At 70.7% G+C, this 16,652-nt stretch carries 17 protein-coding genes; 10 read left to right on the top strand and 7 right to left on the bottom strand.

What is annotated here, in order from left to right; all coding sequences use genetic code 11:
* The first annotated feature begins 185 nt into the window (after positions 1-185).
* Complete coding sequence (moaA, locus tag ACZ32T_RS00155; RefSeq protein WP_467267587.1) at positions 186-1,175, top strand: GTP 3',8-cyclase MoaA; 990 nt, start codon at positions 186-188, stop codon at positions 1,173-1,175.
* A 48-nt stretch (positions 1,176-1,223) separates the two neighbouring features.
* On the opposite strand, the gene ACZ32T_RS00150 is transcribed toward moaA, so the two are convergent.
* Entirely contained in the window at positions 1,224-1,469 is a 246-nt protein-coding gene (locus ACZ32T_RS00150) for a hypothetical protein (protein WP_467267589.1), read from the bottom strand.
* Positions 1,470-1,687: 218 nt separating this feature from the next.
* Positions 1,688-2,074, bottom strand: a complete 387-nt coding sequence (locus tag ACZ32T_RS00145) for a DUF3099 domain-containing protein (RefSeq protein WP_467267591.1) — start codon at positions 2,072-2,074, stop codon at positions 1,688-1,690.
* 212 nt (positions 2,075-2,286) lie between these two features.
* On the opposite strand from ACZ32T_RS00145, the gene ACZ32T_RS00140 reads away from it, so the two are divergent.
* Positions 2,287-2,571 (top strand): GlsB/YeaQ/YmgE family stress response membrane protein, encoded by a 285-nt coding sequence (locus tag ACZ32T_RS00140; protein WP_467267592.1) that lies wholly within the window; start codon positions 2,287-2,289, stop codon positions 2,569-2,571.
* Between the two features lie 72 nt (positions 2,572-2,643).
* Here ACZ32T_RS00140 and tyrS read toward each other — a convergent pair whose 3' ends face one another.
* From tyrS to ACZ32T_RS00125, 3 genes are read right to left on the bottom strand one after another with little or no spacing between them, the layout of a single operon-like run.
* Positions 2,644-3,912, bottom strand: a complete 1,269-nt coding sequence (tyrS, locus tag ACZ32T_RS00135) for a tyrosine--tRNA ligase (RefSeq protein ID WP_467364606.1) — start codon at positions 3,910-3,912, stop codon at positions 2,644-2,646.
* A 52-nt stretch (positions 3,913-3,964) separates the two neighbouring features.
* A complete protein-coding gene (locus tag ACZ32T_RS00130) occupies positions 3,965-5,359 on the bottom strand; it encodes a metallopeptidase TldD-related protein (protein WP_467364604.1) in 1,395 nt (464 codons plus the stop codon).
* Positions 5,356-6,879, bottom strand: coding sequence for a TldD/PmbA family protein (locus tag ACZ32T_RS00125; protein ID WP_467364602.1), 1,524 nt, complete (start codon positions 6,877-6,879; stop codon positions 5,356-5,358). Before ACZ32T_RS00125 ends, ACZ32T_RS00130 begins: the two co-directional genes overlap by 4 nt.
* Before the next feature lie 221 nt (positions 6,880-7,100).
* On the opposite strand from ACZ32T_RS00125, the gene fabG reads away from it, so the two are divergent.
* The 3 genes from fabG to ACZ32T_RS00110 all read left to right on the top strand — a co-directional run bounded on the left by fabG (position 7,101) and on the right by ACZ32T_RS00110 (position 9,122).
* On the top strand, positions 7,101-7,820 hold the full coding sequence (gene fabG, locus ACZ32T_RS00120) for a 3-oxoacyl-[acyl-carrier-protein] reductase (RefSeq protein ID WP_099175996.1): 720 nt from the start codon (positions 7,101-7,103) through the stop codon (positions 7,818-7,820).
* A gap of 5 nt (positions 7,821-7,825) precedes the next feature.
* On the top strand, positions 7,826-8,593 hold the full coding sequence (gene fabI, locus ACZ32T_RS00115; protein ID WP_356711857.1) for an enoyl-ACP reductase FabI: 768 nt from the start codon (positions 7,826-7,828) through the stop codon (positions 8,591-8,593).
* Between the two features lie 160 nt (positions 8,594-8,753).
* Positions 8,754-9,122 (top strand): hypothetical protein, encoded by a 369-nt coding sequence (locus tag ACZ32T_RS00110; protein ID WP_467274147.1) that lies wholly within the window; start codon positions 8,754-8,756, stop codon positions 9,120-9,122.
* Between the two features lie 16 nt (positions 9,123-9,138).
* On the opposite strand, the gene ACZ32T_RS00105 is transcribed toward ACZ32T_RS00110, so the two are convergent.
* Entirely contained in the window at positions 9,139-9,813 is a 675-nt protein-coding gene (locus tag ACZ32T_RS00105) for a FadR/GntR family transcriptional regulator (protein ID WP_467274145.1), read from the bottom strand.
* A gap of 185 nt (positions 9,814-9,998) precedes the next feature.
* On the opposite strand from ACZ32T_RS00105, the gene ACZ32T_RS00100 reads away from it, so the two are divergent.
* The 4 genes from ACZ32T_RS00100 (at position 9,999) to ACZ32T_RS00085 (ending at position 12,360) form a co-directional block, all read left to right on the top strand.
* Positions 9,999-11,261 (top strand): CynX/NimT family MFS transporter, encoded by a 1,263-nt coding sequence (locus ACZ32T_RS00100; protein ID WP_467364600.1) that lies wholly within the window; start codon positions 9,999-10,001, stop codon positions 11,259-11,261.
* Positions 11,262-11,278: 17 nt separating this feature from the next.
* Positions 11,279-11,395, top strand: coding sequence for an SGM_5486 family transporter-associated protein (locus ACZ32T_RS00095; protein WP_086010434.1), 117 nt, complete (start codon positions 11,279-11,281; stop codon positions 11,393-11,395).
* 137 nt (positions 11,396-11,532) lie between these two features.
* Positions 11,533-11,742, top strand: coding sequence for a hypothetical protein (locus ACZ32T_RS00090; protein ID WP_467274141.1), 210 nt, complete (start codon positions 11,533-11,535; stop codon positions 11,740-11,742).
* A 99-nt stretch (positions 11,743-11,841) separates the two neighbouring features.
* Positions 11,842-12,360, top strand: coding sequence for a SixA phosphatase family protein (locus ACZ32T_RS00085; RefSeq protein ID WP_467274140.1), 519 nt, complete (start codon positions 11,842-11,844; stop codon positions 12,358-12,360).
* A 61-nt stretch (positions 12,361-12,421) separates the two neighbouring features.
* On the opposite strand, the gene serB is transcribed toward ACZ32T_RS00085, so the two are convergent.
* Positions 12,422-13,678, bottom strand: coding sequence for a phosphoserine phosphatase SerB (gene serB, locus ACZ32T_RS00080; protein WP_467274138.1), 1,257 nt, complete (start codon positions 13,676-13,678; stop codon positions 12,422-12,424).
* A 279-nt stretch (positions 13,679-13,957) separates the two neighbouring features.
* Between serB and ACZ32T_RS00075 the strand changes: the two genes are divergently transcribed.
* Positions 13,958-16,567: an ABC transporter ATP-binding protein/permease gene (locus tag ACZ32T_RS00075; protein WP_467364597.1), complete on the top strand. Its 2,610-nt coding sequence runs from the start codon at positions 13,958-13,960 to the stop codon at positions 16,565-16,567.
* The last annotated feature ends 85 nt before the right edge of the window (positions 16,568-16,652 follow it).

Below are 16,652 nucleotides of genomic sequence, written 5' to 3'. Positions count from 1 at the left end.
CCGCACCGGCCACGCCCCGGCGGGGCCCCGGCCCGGAGACCTGCAACGGGGCCCCGTCGTACAGACCTACGACGGGGCCCCGCCGCACCTCGTGTCAACCGAGCCCTCGCGATGTCACAGGCCTCGCGTAGTCTCGGTGGTGTCAGACCGCATCCGCGGACATCACCCGGGGGAGGGGGCCCACAGTGCTCATCGACACCTACGGGCGGGTCGCCACCGACCTGCGTGTCTCACTGACCGACAAGTGCAATCTCCGCTGTACGTACTGCATGCCCGAAGAAGGCCTGCAGTGGCTTTCCAAGACCGAGCTGCTCAGCGACGACGAGATCGTCCGGCTCATCCGGATCGCCGTCACCGAGCTCGGCATCACGGAAGTCCGCTTCACCGGCGGCGAGCCCCTGCTGCGGCCCGGGCTGGTCTCCATCGTCGAGCAGTGCGCCGACCTGGGGCCCCGGCCCCGGATGTCGCTCACCACCAACGGCATCGGGCTCAAGCGCACCGCGGCGGCCCTCAAGGCGGCGGGCCTCGACCGGGTCAACGTCTCCCTGGACACCCTGCGCCCGGACGTCTTCAAGACGCTCACCCGCCGCGACCGGCACCAGGACGTGCTGGAAGGGCTCGAGGCCGCACGCGAGGCGGGACTCACCCCCGTCAAGGTCAACTCCGTCCTCATGCCCGGGCTCAACGAGGACGAGGCCCCCGACCTCCTCGCCTGGGCCGTGGACAACGCCTACGAGCTCCGCTTCATCGAGCAGATGCCGCTCGACGCCCAGCACGGCTGGAAGCGCGACGGCATGATCACGGCGGGCGACATCCTCACCTCGCTGCGCACGCGCTTCACCCTCACCGCCGAGGGCGACGAGGAGCGCGGATCGGCCCCCGCCGAGCGCTGGACCGTGGACGGCGGCCCGCACCGCGTCGGCGTCATCGCCTCCGTGACCAGGCCCTTCTGCGGAGCCTGCGACCGCACCCGGCTCACCGCCGACGGACAGGTCCGCACCTGCCTCTTCGCCCGCGAGGAGACCGACCTGCGCGGCGCACTGCGCTCCGACGCGCCGGACGAGGAGATCGCCAGGATCTGGAAGCTCGCGATGTGGGGCAAGAAGGCGGGCTCCGGCCTCGACGACCCGACCTTCCTGCAGCCCGACCGGCCCATGTCGGCGATCGGCGGCTGACAGGCTGCCGGGTGACCTCGGACCGGACGTGCTACGCCCGGTCCGAGGTCACCCGGCCTCTGAGGACTCCCACTCCGCGAGCGTCACGACATCTTTGAGGAAGCCGCGCACACCGAGGAACGACGAGAGGTGCTCCCGGTGCTCGTCGCAGGCCAGCCAGGTCTTGCGGCGCTCCGGGGTGTGCAGCTTGGGGTTGTTCCAGGCGAGCACCCATACGGCGTCGGCGCGGCAGCCCTTGGCGGAGCAGACCGGTGCGCCGGAGGCGCTCTCGGCGGAAGTCACGGGGAGGTTCACGGCCTCAACCCTAAGCGCTCCCGCGGGAGGCCGGTGCGACACATCCCCGCCGGAGAATGGCGACGCCGGGCAGCCACGGGGGGAGCTGCCCGGCGTCGGTCCGTCGCTCCGACGGGGGATGCGGAGCGCATCCGAAGTATGCCACGGGGGTCAGCGTCCGGTGCACCGGAACGGCATGATTGAACTGAGCTTTTCTTGAGCTTTGCAAGCGCTTGCGCTCAGCCCGCGGGCCGCGGACCGCCACCGCCACCGGCCGGCCCGGGATCCGTTACCGGCTCCGGAGCGGGCTCGGCGGCGCCGGCTGCGGGAGCCGCGCCGAGAACCGGCCGCATCGGCGCGGGCACGAACGTCGTGGGGAGCGAAGGGGCGTTCTCACGACCCGCGTTGGCGATGACCACCGCGACATAGGGAAGCAGGACGCCCAGAGCGAGCGCCACCACGGCCACATGCCTCTCGACGTTCCACAGGGTCGCGGCCAGCACCACGGAGACGGTGCGCACGGACATCGAGATGATGTAGCGCCGCTGCCTGCCCCGCACATCGTCGGCAAGCCCCTGGCGGGCGCCGGTGATCCGGAAGACCTCCGTACCGCTCTGCTTCCGCATCGTGATTCCACCACCAGATCTCTGTGCCGGACTTCCCCGGACGGTGCGCTCCTACGGTACGCCCGGCGTCCGCCTCCTACGAGACCGGGGCGAGCCCCGTACACCCGGCTCCGGACCGAGGTCCCACGTACGGCCCTGTCCGGCATGCGGCGTACGTCCGGCCGACCGAGACTGGGCGAACGTGCGCACACCGCGCCGCACGAGGAGGCGATATGAGCTGGTTGTGGGCAATCATCGTAGGGCTGGTGCTGGGTGTCATCGCCCGGGCGATCCTGCCCGGGAAGCAGGACATCCCCCTCTGGCTGACGGTGGTGTTCGGCATCCTCGGCAGCATCCTCGGCAACGCCGTCGCCACCTGGATCGGTGTCAACGACACCAAGGGCATCGACTGGATCCGCCACGTGCTGCAGCTGATCGGTGCCGTGGTCGTCGTCGGTGTCGGCGACATGCTCTGGCAGTCGATCCGGGGTAAACGGGGCAGGAGCCAGAGAACCTGACGCCCGCACGACAGAGCACCGCGGCCGGCCACGCGTGAAGCGTGACCGGCCGCGGTGCCGTGCTCGCCGGACTCAGCCGGCGGCCACCTCCACGGCGGCCAGGTTCTTCTTGCCCCGGCGCAGGACCAGCCAGCGACCGTGCAGCAGCTCCTCGTGGGCCGGAGCGCTCTCGCCGTCGGTGACCTTCGCGTTGTTCACGTAGGCCCCGCCCTCCTTGACCGTGCGGCGGGCAGCCGACTTGCTGGCGGAGAGCCCCACCTCGACCAGGAGGTCCACCACCGGGCCCAGCTCGGTGACCCGGGCGTGCGGCACCTCGGACAGGGCGGCACTCAGCGTCGCCTCGTCCAGCTCGCCGAGCTCACCCTGGCCGAACAGCGCCTTCGACGCCGCGATGACCGCCGCGCACTGCTCGCCGCCGTGCACCAGCGTCGTCAGCTCCTCGGCGAGCGACCGCTGCGCCGACCGTGCCTGCGGACGCTCCTCGGTGAGCTCCTCCAGCTCGTCGAGCTCCTCACGGCTCTTGAAGCTGAGGATGCGCATGTACGTCGAGATGTCCCGGTCGTCCACATTCAGCCAGAACTGGTAGAAGGCGTACGGCGTCGTCATCTCCGGGTCGAGCCAGACGGCTCCGCTCTCGGACTTGCCGAACTTGGTGCCGTCGGCCTTCACCATCAGCGGCGTCGCCAGTGCGTGCACGGCGGCACCCGGCTCCAGGCGGTGGATCAGGTCGATCCCCGCCGTGAGGTTGCCCCACTGGTCGCTGCCGCCCTGCTGGAGGGTGCAGCCGTAGCGCCGGTACAGCTCCAGGTAGTCCATGCCCTGGAGGAGCTGGTAGCTGAACTCCGTGTAGCTGATGCCCTCCTGCGACTCCAGGCGGCGGGCCACCGAGTCCTTGGTGAGCATCTTGTTGACCCGGAAGTGCTTGCCGATGTCCCGGAGGAACTCGATCGCGGACAGGCCCGCGGTCCAGTCCAGGTTGTTCACCATCGTGGCGGCGTTCGGACCCTCGAAGGTGAGGAAGGGCTCGATCTGCCCGCGCAGCCGCTGGACCCACGCGGCAATGGTCTCCGGGTCGTTCAGCGTGCGCTCCGCGGTCGGCCGCGGGTCACCGATCTGGCCGGTCGCCCCGCCGACCAGGGCGAGCGGCTTCAGCCCGGCGAGCTGCAGCCGCCGCATGGTGAGCACCTGCACCAGATGGCCCACGTGCAGACTCGCCGCGGTCGGGTCGAAGCCGCAATAGAAGGTGACCGGGCCGTCCGCGAGAGCCTTGCGCAGTGCGTCCTCGTCGGTGGACTGGGCGAACAGCCCGCGCCACTTCAGCTCGTCGACGATGTCCGTCACGGTCGTTTTCTCCTTGCGGGGTTCGATGGTTTGCCGGGTCAGTCTATGGGGGTCATACACCCCGGCTGACCGAGCTCATGTGGAAGTCGGGGACGCGCAGCGCGGGCATCGCGGCCCGGGTGAAGTAGTCGCCCCACTCGCGCGGCAGCGTCTTCTCCGTGCGGCCCGCCTCCGACGCCCGGGACAGCAGCCCGACCGGCGACTCGTTGAACCGGAAGTTGTTGACCTCGCCGAGGACCTCGCCGTCCTCCACCAGATAGACCCCGTCCCTGGTCAGGCCGGTCAGCAGCAGGGTGGCGGGGTCCACCTCCCGGATGTACCAGAGGCAGGTCAGCAGCAGGGCCCGGCCGGTCGTCGCTGCCACCATCTCCTCCAGGGACCGCTCGCCGCCACCGTCCAGGACGAGGTTGTCCATCGAGGGAGCCACCGGCAGGCCCGTCAGCCCCGCGGAATGACGGGTCGTGGTCAGCCGCTCCAGCCTGCCGTCCTTGATCCAGTCGGTCGGCGCCAGCGGCAGACCGTTGTCGAAGACCGAAGCCCCGTCCCCCGACGCGTGCGCGATCACGAAGGGGGCCGACTCCAGCCCCGGCGCGTGCGGATCGCTGCGCAGGGTCAGCGGCAGCTCGGAAAGGGTCTCGCCGATCCTCGTGCCGCCTCCGGGCCGGGAGAAGACCGTCCGGCCCTCCGCTGCGTCCCGCGCGCCCGCCGACCAGTACTGGTAGATCAGCAGGTCGGCCACCGCGGTCGGCGGCAGCAGCGTCTCGTAACGCCCGGCCGGCAGCTCGATCCGGCGCTCCGCCCAGCCGAGGCGCCGCGCCAGCTCCGCGTCCATGGCCGCCGGGTCGACGTCCTTGAAGTCCCGGGTGGCCCGGCCCGCCCAGGCGGAACGGGTCCGGTCCGGGGACTTGGCGTTCAGCTCCAGCGTCCCGTTCGGCTGGTCGTGGCGCAGCCGCAGTCCCGTCGACGTACCGAGATACGTCGAGCTCAGCTGGTGGTGGGCGAAGCCGTACAGCTCACGGCCGCCCGAGCGGGCCCTTGCGAAGGCGTCGCCGAGCGCCGGGGCGAAGTCGGCGAAGACGTCGGAGCCGGTCTCGGCCGGCGGCTCCGTGAAGTCGGCGGACACCGGCACCCCGGACACCAGTCGCTGCGCGTCCTCGGCCGGACCGGCACCACGCGCGGCGGCCTCGGCGGCCCGCACCAGCGGTTCCAGGTCGTCCGCCGTGACGGCCGAACGGGACACCACGCCCGACGCCGTCCCCTCCGCGCCGTCCACGGTCGCGATCACGGTCAGGGTCCGCCCCCGCGTCACCCCGTTCGTGGTGAGTGCGTTGCCGGCCCAGCGCAGATTGGCGGAGGAGCTCTCGTCCGCGACGACCACGCAGCCGTCGGCGGTGGACAGCTCCAGTGCGCGCTCGACGATCTCGTACGGCTTGCTGACGCGGCTCATCGCCCGGCCTCCTGCGTCGTGTTGAGGATGTTCACGCCTCGGAAGAGGGCGGAGGGGCAGCCGTGCGAGACGGCCGCGACCTGACCGGGCTGGGCCTTGCCGCAGTTGAACGCGCCGCCCAGGACGTAGGTCTGCGGGCCGCCGACCTTCTCCATCGAGCCCCAGAAGTCCGTCGTCGTCGCCTGGTAGGCCACGTCCCGAAGCTGGCCCGCCAGTCTGCCGTTCTCGATCCTGAAGAACCGCTGCCCGGTGAATTGAAAGTTGTACCTCTGCATGTCGATGGACCACGACCGGTCGCCGACCACGTAGATCCCGCGCTCCACCCCGCCGATCAGGTCCTCCGTGGAGAGCCCGCCCGGATCCGGCCGCAGCGACACGTTCGCCATGCGCTGCACCGGGACGTGCTCCGGGGAGTCGGCGTACGCGCACCCGTTGGACCGGCCCAGGCCCGTCAGCTTCGCGATCCGCCGGTCGGTCTGGTAACCGACCAGCGTCCCGTCCCTGACCAGGTCCCAGGACTGGGCCTCGACGCCCTCGTCGTCGTAGCCGACCGTCGCGAGCCCGTGCTCGGCGGTGCGGTCACCGGTCACGTTCATCACGGGGGAGCCGTACGTCAGCTTCCCCAGCTGGTCGAAGGTCGCGAACGAGGTGCCCGCGTACGCCGCCTCGTAGCCCAGCGCCCGGTCCAGTTCGGTCGCGTGGCCGATCGACTCGTGGATGGTCAGCCAGAGATTGGACGGGTCGACCACCAGGTCGTACGTCCCCGCCTCGACGCTCGGCGCCCGCATCTTCTCGGCCAGCAGCCCCGGGATGCGCTCCAGCTCCGCGTCCCAGTCCCACCCGGTGCCCGTGAGGTACTCCCAGCCCCGGCCCACCGGAGGAGCGATCGTCCGCATCGAGTCGAACTCGCCGGTCGTACCGTCCACGGCCACGGCGGTCAGCTGCGGATGCACCCGCACCCGCTGCTGCGTGGTGACGGTGCCGGCCGTGTCCGCGTAGAACTTGTTCTCGTGGACAGTCATCAGCGAGGCGTCCACATGCGCGACCCCGTCGGCCGCCAGCAGCCGGGCACTCCACTCCGAGAGCAGCCCGGCCTTCTCCTCGTCCGGTACGGAGAACGGGTCGACGTCGTACGCCGACACCCAGGTCCGCTCGCCGTGCACCGGCTCGTCAGCCAGCTCCACACGCTCGTCGGAACCGGCCGCCGCGAGCACCTTCGCGGACAGCTTGGCCATGGCGACCGCCTGCGAGGCCACCTTCGCCGCCGCGTCCATCGTCAGGTCCACCCCGGACGCGAACCCCCATGCCCCGCCGTGCACCACCCGGACCGCATACCCGGTGTCGGTGGTGTCCGACGTCCCGGCCGGCCGGGCGTCCCGCAGCCGCCAGGAGGCGCCGCGCACCCGCTCGAACCGGAAATCCGCGTGTACGGCGCCGAGCGCGCGGGCGCGGGCGAGGGCCGCGTCGGCGAGGGCACGCAGTGGCAGGGCCAGGAACGACTGATCTACCTCGTGGGCCACGCGGGCCTCCCCTTCTCCACCTCTGAAAACGTCTCCGCAGTGAATCATGGGGTGTCACGGCGCCCCCGTGCTCCGGTTTTACGTTGCCGTGTCCCGGCCGGACCGTTCTGTAGGGATCCAACAGTCGCGGCCCGGCGGCGCTGTCAGAGGCCGATTCCTTGGATGAGGGGTGGTACCGATAGGTTTTCGATGTACCAGACCGCCAAGGAAAGGGTGATCCGTTGAGCCGCTCGGTTCTCGTCACCGGAGGAAACCGGGGCATCGGCCTCGCCATCGCCCGCGCCTTCGCCGACAACGGCGACAAGGTGGCCGTCACCTACCGTTCCGGAGAGCCGCCGCAGGCGCTCACCGAGGCGGGCGTCCTCGCGGTCCGGTGCGACATCACCGACACCGAGCAGGTGGAGCAGGCCTACAAGGAGATCGAGGAGAAGCACGGTCCCGTGGAGGTGCTGGTCGCCAACGCCGGTATCACCAAGGACCAGTTGCTGATGCGGATGACCGAGGACGACTTCACGTCCGTGGTCGACACCAACCTCACCGGCACCTTCCGCGTCGTCAAGCGGGCCAACCGCGCGATGCTGCGCGCCAAGAAGGGCCGCGTCGTCCTCATCTCCTCCGTCGTCGGCCTCCTCGGCTCGGCCGGACAGGCCAACTACGCGGCGTCCAAGGCGGGCCTGGTCGGCTTCGCCCGGTCGCTGGCCCGTGAGCTCGGCTCGCGGAACATCACGTTCAACGTCGTCGCACCCGGGTTCGTCGATACCGACATGACCCAGGTCCTCACGGACGAGCAGCGCAAGGGCATCGTGTCGCAGGTGCCGCTCGGGCGTTACGCGCAGCCCGCCGAGATCGCCGCCGCGGTGCGCTTCCTCGCGTCCGACGACGCGTCGTACATCACTGGAGCCGTCATTCCCGTTGACGGCGGATTGGGCATGGGTCACTGATCACCATGAGCGGAATTCTCGACGGCAAGCGCATCCTCATCACGGGTGTGCTGATGGAGTCGTCCATCGCTTTCCACGCCGCGAAGGTGGCCCAGGAGCAGGGCGCCGAGGTCATCCTGACGGCCTTCCCCCGGCCGACGCTGACCGAGCGGATCGCCAGGAAGCTCCCGAAGCCCGTCAAGGTCCTCGAACTCGACGTCACCAACGACGAGCACCTGGAGCGGCTCGCCGGCCTGGTCAAGGACGAGCTCGGCTCGCTGGACGGCGTCGTGCACTCCATCGGCTTCGCGCCGCAGGACGCGCTCGGCGGCAACTTCCTGAACACCCCGTTCGAGTCGGTCGCCACCGCGATGCACGTCTCGGCGTTCTCGCTGAAGTCGCTCGCCATGGCCTGCAAGCCCCTGATGAACGACGGCGGCTCGATCGTCGGCCTCACCTTCGACGCGCAGTTCGCCTGGCCGCAGTACGACTGGATGGGCCCGGCCAAGGCCGCGCTGGAGGCCACCTCCCGCTACCTCGCCCGTGACCTGGGCAAGGACAGCATCCGCTGCAACCTGGTCTCGGCCGGACCGCTCGGCTCCATGGCCGCCAAGTCCATCCCGGGCTTCGGCGAGCTCGCGGACGTCTGGAACCACCGCTCCCCGCTGGAGTGGGACATGACCGACCCCGAGCCGGCCGGCCGCGGCATCGTGGCGCTGCTCTCGGACTTCTTCCCGAAGACGACGGGCGAGATCATCCACGTCGACGGCGGCGTGCACATGATGGGCGCCTGACCCGGCCCACGCCTTACCGACGGCCGCGTACCCCTCGCCGGGGTACGCGGCCGTCGCGCGTGTCCTGGCCTCTGCGGGCGCTCAAGTCGAAAAGATGGCCGTTCCACCGCAGAATGTGGTGGAACCGGACTTTTGGTCAGGCTGTGGGGAGGAGATCGCTGTGCGCTCCACACGTCGCCGAACCTGGGCCCTGCTCGCAGCGGCGGCCGTCGTCGCGGGGCTCCTGGCCCCGGTGGCCGTCAGCGCGGCCAACCGGGCGGGGAGCGGGGCGGCCGCACCCCTGGCCCCGGAACCGGAGCCCTCGGGCGCCGAATGCCGTACGTCCATCGAGGGCTCCCGGGTGGTCGCCTACTGCCACAACCCGTATCCCACGACCGATCTCGTCCAGCTCCACACCGAGTGCGCGCGCTGGTGGGACGTCGACGCCGACGGCGGTGCGGTCGCGGTGCAGCCCGGCCGGACGGTCAAGCTCGAGGACCGCTGCTGGAAAGAGGTCGGCTCGGCCTGGGTCAGTCACTCGGTGTCGTAGGGGTCCAGCCCCCCGCTCAGACCCGTTCCCGCAGGCAGCTCAGCGCGTGGGCGGCCGCCTCGGCCGCCGCCGTCTCCGCGTCGCCGGCCCTGATCGCCTCGACGAGCCGTGCGTGGTCCATGTGCGCCTCCGGCCTCAGCTCCGGGCCCACGTCGTCGCGCAGGTAGTCACGGAGCAGGTCGTTCAGGTCGGCGTAGAGCTCGGTCAGTACGTCGTTGTGCGAGGCCGCGACCACGGCGAGGTGCAGTGTCGCGTCGGCGGCCACGAACGCCTCCGCGTCCCCGGACGCCCACGTCTCCTCGCGCCGGGCCATCAGCGCGTCCAGCTGCCGCAGATCCCGGTCCGTGCGGCGCAGGGCGGCGAGCCGGGCTGCCGAGGACTCCAGCGTGGAGCGCAGCTCGGCGACGTGCCGGGGGTCGGCGTCCTGGAACCGGCGGTGCATCACCCCGGCCAGCTCACTGGTCGCCACCACGTAGGTGCCGGAGCCCTGGCGGATGTCCAGCAGCCCGTTGTGCGCCAGGGCGCGCACCGCCTCGCGCACCGTGTTGCGGGCGACACCGAGCTGCTCGACCAGCTCGGGCTCGGTGGGGATCCGGGAGCCCACAGGCCACTCGCCCGTGGTGATCTGGTTCCTCAGCTGGGCAATCACCTGGTCGGCGAGAGCCGAACGCCGCGTGGACGTCAGCGCCATGGTGCTCCTTGCTCGTGTTCCGGCAGAGGTGGTCCGGAGGGTGGTCGGGAGGTGGTCGGGAGGTGGTCGGGAGGTGGTGGGGAGGTGGTCCGGGGGGTGCGGGCCCGTCGGAGCGCCGCTCCGATTGTCTCAGGGAGGGAACGGGAGTGGACAGTCAATCATCCCATGATTCTATGATGGCTCCCATGCGTCACGACGAGACCCCGACCCTGAGCCCACCCGCCGGCCCCCGCACCCCCACGTCCGAAGGCCCCGGACCCTCGCCCTGGGTGCTGCGGATCGTCACCGTCGGTCTGGTCCTCGCCGCGCTCAACCTCCGGCCCGCCATCACCAGCCTCGGCCCCCTCCTCGAAGAGGTCCGGGACACCCTGCACATGAGCGGCAGCGTCGCCGGTGTCCTCACCTCCGTGCCGCCGCTCTGCTTCGCGGTGTTCGGCTTCATGGCGCCACGGCTGGCCCGCCGGTTCGGCATCGGCGCCGTCGTCTGTGCGGGCATGGTCGCCATCACCGCCGGCCTGCTGATCCGCCCCTTCGTCGGCGGCACCGCCGGGTTCCTCGCCGCCAGCGCCCTCGCACTGATGGGTATCGCGGTCAGCAACGTCCTGATGCCCGTCGTCGTCAAGCGCTGGTTCCCCGACCGGGTCGGCACCGTCACCGGCCTCTACTCGATGGCCCTGGCCCTCGGCACCGCGCTCGCGGCCGCCCTCACCGTGCCCCTGACGGACGCGCTGGGCGGCAGCTGGAAGACGGGGCTGGCCGTCTGGGCGGCCCTGTCGGCCGTCGCGATCCTGCCCTGGGCCGCGCTCGTTCGGGACCGGGGCACAGGCGCCGGGCAGCCCGCGGGGCGGGCCAAGGAGCAGGCCGCCGCACTCAGGATCACCCGTAGCCGTACGTCCTGGGCACTCGCCTGCTTCTTCGGGCTCCAGGCCACGGCCGCGTACATCACGATGGGCTGGATTCCGCAGATCTTCCGCGACGCCGGGATCTCGGCGGGTACCTCGGGCGTCCTGCTCGCCGTGGTCATGGCCATGGGCGTGCCCCTCGCCTTCGTGATCCCCCGGGTCGCCACCCGGCTGCGGACCCAGGGCCCGATCGTCCTCGTCCTCAGCGCGTGCGGCCTCCTCGGCTACGCGGGCCTCTACCTGGCCCCGGCCGGCGGCGCCTGGCTCTGGGCGCTGCTGCTGGGCGTCGCCAACTGCGCCTTCCCGCTCGCCCTCACCATGATCGGGATGCGCTCACGGACCGGGGCCGGTGTGGTCAGGCTCTCCGCCTTCGCGCAGTCCACCGGCTACCTGCTCTCGATCCCCGGCCCCTTGCTGGTCGGCGTGCTCTACCAGCACAGCGGCGGCTGGGGCCTGCCGCTCGCCCTCATGGCGGCGCTCCTCGTGCCCCAGACGATCGCGGGCATTCTCGCGGGGCGGGACCGGGCGATCGAGGACGAATGCTGAGATGCGAGACTGTGCGCATGCCAGTGCTCGATCCGAATCCTCAGAACGGTCAGAAGAAGCTTCTCCTCGTCTTCGGGACGATGCTTCTCATCTCCGTGGTCATCGGTGTGATCGCCACGATCGCCTCCCCCTGAATCCCGGGGGGTGGGGCCAGCCCCCCTGTCCCCTAGGGGGCCAGGTTCAGGGTCGAGTGGGTGGGTCACCGGATGGGACCGCCGCCGCCCGGCCCGTAGGTTCTGGGTAACACAGCCGAGGACCCACGGAGGCGGACATGTCGGCCCGTACGCACACCCGGACCCACCGCCCGGCCGCCACGGACTCCGTCGAGGTCAGGCTGCCGTGGTGGGCCGTCGTGCTGCCCGCGCTCGCCTTCGCGGCGCTCCTCCTGCTGATCGTGGAACCCGGCCAGGCGCACGCCTCGGCCGGCGACCCCGCGCTCGGGCGGCTGCTCGGGCACATCGCGGGCCTGCTGCCCGCCTGACCGGCCCCGTACACGGCCCGTGACGCTTCCTTCACCCCCTGCGGGCGAGCACGTCAACACCCTGCGCCCGGAGGCACAATTCGTGCGAAGCTGAGGTGTATGAGCGCCGATACACCTCGCAGGATCGTCCTTCTCAGGCACGCAAAGGCGGAATGGTCGCAGGAGTCCGACCACGAGCGGCCACTGGCGGAACGGGGCAGGAAGGACGCCCCCGTCGCCGGCCGCAAGCTGGCCGATTCAGGCACCGTCTTCGACCTGGCTCTGTGCTCGACCTCCACCAGGACCCGTGAGACCTGGAAGCTCGCGGTCCACGAATTCGAGCAGCGCCCCAGAACCGTCTACGAGGAGAGGCTGTACGAGGCCTCCCTCGGAGAGCTGATCGCGCTGTTCGCCGAGACCCCCGACGACGTACGGAATCTGCTGGTCATCGGCCACAATCCCGGCATGCACGCAGCCGCGGACGCGCTCTCCGGCGGGGCCGAGGGCAATGCGCTCGCCCGCATGACCAAGGACGGCTTCCCCACGGCCGCCTACGCCGTCGTGGAGTTCCCCGGCTCGTGGAAGAGCGTCGAACACGGTGTGGGCAAGCTCGTCGAATACTGGACGCCGAACGACTGAGCACGAAGCGCGAGGGGCCCCGGCACAGCAGCTGTGCCGGGGCCCCTTCGCGTGCGTACGGTCAGTCCACCAGGCCGTCGGCCGTCTCGACCTCTTCGCGGGTGATTCCGAGCAGATACAGCACGGTGTCCAGGAAGGGGACGTTCACCGCCGTGTGGGCGGCCTGACGGACGACCGGCTTGGCGTTGAAGGCGACCCCCAGGCCCGCGGTGTTCAGCATGTCCAGATCGTTGGCGCCGTCGCCGATCGCCACCGTCTGCGCCAGCGGCACCCCCGCCTGCTCCGCGAACCTGCGCAGCAGCAGGGCCTTGCCCGCCCGGTCCACGATGTCGCCCACGACCCGGCCGGTGAGCTTTCCGTCGACGACCTCCAGCGTGTTGGCGGAGGCGAAGTCGAGCCCGAGTCGCTCCTTGAGGTCGTCCGTGACCTGGGTGAATCCCCCCGAGACCACACCCACTTGGTAGCCGAGCCGCTTCAGCGTCCGGATCAGGGTGCGGGCACCGGGAGTCAGCCGGACCTCCGCGCGCACCTTCTCCACCACCGACACGTCGAGCCCGGCCAGCAGCGCCACGCGCGCGTGCAGGGACTGCTCGAAGTCGAGCTCGCCGCGCATCGCCTGCTCGGTCACCGCGGCGACCTCGGCCTCGCAGCCCGCGTGGGCCGCGAAGAGCTCGATGACCTCGTCCTGGATGAGCGTCGAGTCCACGTCCATGACGACCAGCCGCTGCGCCCGGCGGCTCAGTCCCGCCGACATGACGGCGATGTCGACGCCGATGTTCGCGGCCTCCGTCGCCAGCGCCGTCCGCAGGTCCTCCGTGCCGGCGCCGGACACCGCGAACTCGACGGCGGTGACGGGGTACTTGGCCAGACGGAAGATCCGGTCGATGTTGCCACCGGTCGAGGTGATCCTGGCCGCTATCAGCGCCGTGGACTCCGCGGTCAGCGGGTGTCCCAGCACGGTCACATGGGAACGGCCGGAGCCGCGGGGGCGGTTGTCGCCCGTGCCCGAGATGATCTCGGCCTGGAGCCTCAGCGACTCCGCCCAGCTGTGCACGGTCGCCCGGAGGTCGCCCTCCGTCGTGCCGCCGGGCGTCGGCGAGGTCACCAGGGCGCACAGGACGATGCGGCCACGGGTGACGACCTGCTCGATGTCCACGACGTCGACGGCGTAGGCGGCAAGAGTGTCGAAGAGTCCGGCGGTGATGCCCGGCCGGTCCTTCCCGAAGATCTTGACGAGAAGAGTGGGGGCGTCCGTGTCCCGAGGGAACTCGGGGGGCTCAGGAGACCGGGGTGACCGAGGTGGCTGAGATGCGCTCATGGTGGTCCCACCGTATAGGGCGGCGGGTCGGGCTCCGAAGCCGTCCCGAGTGGCGGACAGCCGGAGGCCGGCTCCAGGCGCGGACGCCGGCCCGGGAGAGGGACGTCGCGGATGGGGTGCTCCGGACCTATTTCTCCCGGGTCGCGGAAGGGGACGGAGAGCCTCCGCGCGCTCTTCACACCGCCCGGCTTTCCGTGAGGGGACCGCTCCTGGAATAGTTCCCCACGATGTTCAGCATCCCTAGGCTCCCTGCGACGGGGGCGACACGGGGGACAACTAGTGGGGCGCGGAGTGCCGGAACTCGTACTGGAATTGAATGGAAGGACCTGGGCGCTCGATCCGTCCAGGTCGTACACCCTCGGACGTGATCCGCAGGGCGACCTGATGATCGACGACGCCAGGGTGTCGTGGCGGCATGCCACGATCAGCTGGAACGGCCGCGGCTGGTCCATCGAGGACCACGGCAGCACGAACGGCACCTACGTGCAGGGCCGGCGTATCCAGCAGATGGAGATCGCCCCGGGAACCTCGGTCCACCTGGGCAACGCCACCGACGGCCCGCGGCTGAGTCTCACCGCGGCGGCGGGCGCCGGGGCCCACGGCGGGCAGGCGGCGCCTCAGCAGGCGTCCGCGCCTGCCGCGCAGCCGCAGCAGGCCCCGGTGGGGCAGCCGCAGCAGGCCCCGGTGGGGCAGCCGCAGCAGCCACAGCAGCACGGCGCGGCCGGCTGGCCCGGTGGCCCGGCGCAGCAGCAGGCGGACTGGCAGCAGGCACCGCAGATGCAGCAGCCTTCGGTCCCGCACCAGCAGGGTCACCCCGGCCGGCCCGGGGCGGGCGGGCACGGCGGCGGCGCCGCGGTACCGCCGCCCGTCTACGGCGACCGCAGCCCGACCACGTTCCACCAGCTGGACCTCGGCCGGGTCATGCGCATCGGCCGTGCGCTGGAGAACGAACTGGTCGTCTCCGACCTGCAGGTCTCGCGCCTGCACGCCGAATTCCGGGCGACGCCCGACGGCCGCTTCGAGATCCGGGACCTCGGGTCCCACAACGGCACGTACGTCAACGGTCAGCCGCTCAGCAAGTCCGGCTCCGCGCTCATCGGCCCGAACGACATCGTCGGTGTGGGGCACTCGACCTTCCGGCTGGTCGGGGACCGGCTGGAAGAGTTCGTCGACACCGGTGAGGTCTCCTTCTCGGCCCGCCACCTCACGGTCACGGTCGACGGCGGCAAGGACATCCTCAAGGACGTCTCGTTCGGTGTCCCTGAGAAGTCGCTGATCGCCGTCATCGGCCCGTCGGGCTCCGGAAAGTCCACCCTGCTCAAGGCGCTCACCGGCTACCGGCCCGCCAACCAGGGCGACGTCCTCTACGACAACCGGAACCTGTACAAGCAGTTCGCCGAGCTCAGACAGCGCATCGGCCTGGTCCCGCAGGACGACATCCTGCACAAGGAACTCACGGTCACCAGGGCTCTTCGGTACGCGGCCAAGCTCCGCTTCCCCGCGGACACCACCGAGGCCGAGCGCACCGCCCGGATCCACGAGGTCCTCGCCGAGCTCAAGCTCGACATCCACAAGGACAAGAAGATCACCTCGCTCTCCGGCGGCCAGCGCAAGCGCGTGTCGGTCGCCCTGGAGCTGCTGACCAAACCGTCGCTGATCTTCCTGGACGAGCCGACCTCCGGCCTCGACCCGGGCATGGACCGCGATGTCATGCAGCTGCTGCGCGGCCTGGCCGACGACGGCCGTACGGTCCTCGTGGTCACGCACTCCGTGGCCGAGCTGGCCATCTGCGACAAGCTCCTCGTGATGGCGCCCGGCGGGTCCGTCGCCTACTTCGGCCCTCCCGAGGAGGCGCTGAACTTCTTCGGCTACACCAGCTGGGCCGATGTCTTCTCCGCGTTCGAGAACTACCGCGACTACGACTGGGCGGGACGCTGGCGCGGCTCGCAGCACTACCAGATGTACGCCGCGGACATCGACGCCGTCGCCGCGCAGCCGGTGCACATGCCTCCGCCGCAGCAGATCCGGCCCCCGAAGCCGTCGGGCTGGGCAGCCCAGCTGTGGACGCTGATGCGCCGCTACGTCTCGGTGATCGCGTCCGACAAGGGCTTCCTCGCTCTGATGGTGATCCTTCCGGCGGTGCTCGGCGTCGTCAGCGTGGTCATCCCCGCGGAGTTCGGCCTGGTAGAGCCCGATGTACCCAACAAGCAGTTCAACGCCAAGGCCGGAACCATCCTGCTGATCCTCGCGGTCGGCATGTGCTTCGCCGCTGCGGCCAACTCCGTACGAGAGCTGATCAAGGAGCGGGTGATCTACGAGCGGGAACGGGCCACCGGTCTGTCCCGTTCCGCCTACCTCCTGTCCAAGGTGATCGTCCTCGGAGTGATCACGGCCTTCCAGGGCGTGATCCTCTGCGGGATCGGCTTCTCCACCCGCCAGCTGCCGGAGGAGGGCCTGTTGCTGCCCCCCGCCGTGGAGATGTGCCTCTCCATCACCGTGCTCGGCTTCACCTCGATGATGGTCGGCCTGCTGATCTCCGCGCTGGTGAAGACCGCCGAGAAGACCATGCCGCTGCTCGTCATGTTCGCCATCGTCCAGGTCGTCTTCACCGGAGTGCTCTTCCAGGTCTACGGGTCGCCGGGGCTGGAGCAGTTCGCCTGGCTGATGCCGTCGCGCTGGGCGGTGGCCGCTGCGGGCACCACGCTGGACCTCGCCCACCTCATGCCGCCGTGGGAACCGGAACACCCGACCGACCTGGACCCGCTCTGGGAGCATTCGGCCGGCCAGTGGGGGGTCAACATCACGGTGATGCTCGTGATGAGCGCCGTCCTCTTCGTCGCGGTCTCGCGGATGCTGCGGCGCCATGAACCCGAGGTGATGCGCAAGTAGCGCCGCCGGTCCGCAGGCGCGATCGGCGCCGCGCCCGGAAACGCCCGAGGGCGGCACCCCGTGGGGTGCCGCCCTTCGGCATGTG

This window comes from Streptomyces sp. NPDC023573, assembly GCF_055559735.1.
Note: the sequence above shows the minus strand (reverse complement) of the source record. Positions and strands in the feature narration are given on the sequence as shown.

What these genes read in the sequence shown, in the direction of transcription:
- ACZ32T_RS00145 (WP_467267591.1), bottom strand. Translation starts at nt 2,074, where the DNA reads ATGCGGAAGCAGAGCGGTACGGAGGTCTTCCGGATCACCGGCGCCCGC.
- ACZ32T_RS00100 (WP_467364600.1), top strand. Translation starts at nt 9,999, where the DNA reads ATGCGTCACGACGAGACCCCGACCCTGAGCCCACCCGCCGGCCCCCGC.
- serB (WP_467274138.1), bottom strand. Translation starts at nt 13,678, where the DNA reads ATGAGCGCATCTCAGCCACCTCGGTCACCCCGGTCTCCTGAGCCCCCC.
- ACZ32T_RS00095 (WP_086010434.1), top strand. Translation starts at nt 11,279, where the DNA reads ATGCCAGTGCTCGATCCGAATCCTCAGAACGGTCAGAAGAAGCTTCTC.
- ACZ32T_RS00085 (WP_467274140.1), top strand. Translation starts at nt 11,842, where the DNA reads ATGAGCGCCGATACACCTCGCAGGATCGTCCTTCTCAGGCACGCAAAG.
- ACZ32T_RS00105 (WP_467274145.1), bottom strand. Translation starts at nt 9,813, where the DNA reads ATGGCGCTGACGTCCACGCGGCGTTCGGCTCTCGCCGACCAGGTGATT.
- ACZ32T_RS00090 (WP_467274141.1), top strand. Translation starts at nt 11,533, where the DNA reads ATGTCGGCCCGTACGCACACCCGGACCCACCGCCCGGCCGCCACGGAC.
- ACZ32T_RS00140 (WP_467267592.1), top strand. Translation starts at nt 2,287, where the DNA reads ATGAGCTGGTTGTGGGCAATCATCGTAGGGCTGGTGCTGGGTGTCATC.
- fabI (WP_356711857.1), top strand. Translation starts at nt 7,826, where the DNA reads ATGAGCGGAATTCTCGACGGCAAGCGCATCCTCATCACGGGTGTGCTG.
- ACZ32T_RS00130 (WP_467364604.1), bottom strand. Translation starts at nt 5,359, where the DNA reads ATGAGCCGCGTCAGCAAGCCGTACGAGATCGTCGAGCGCGCACTGGAG.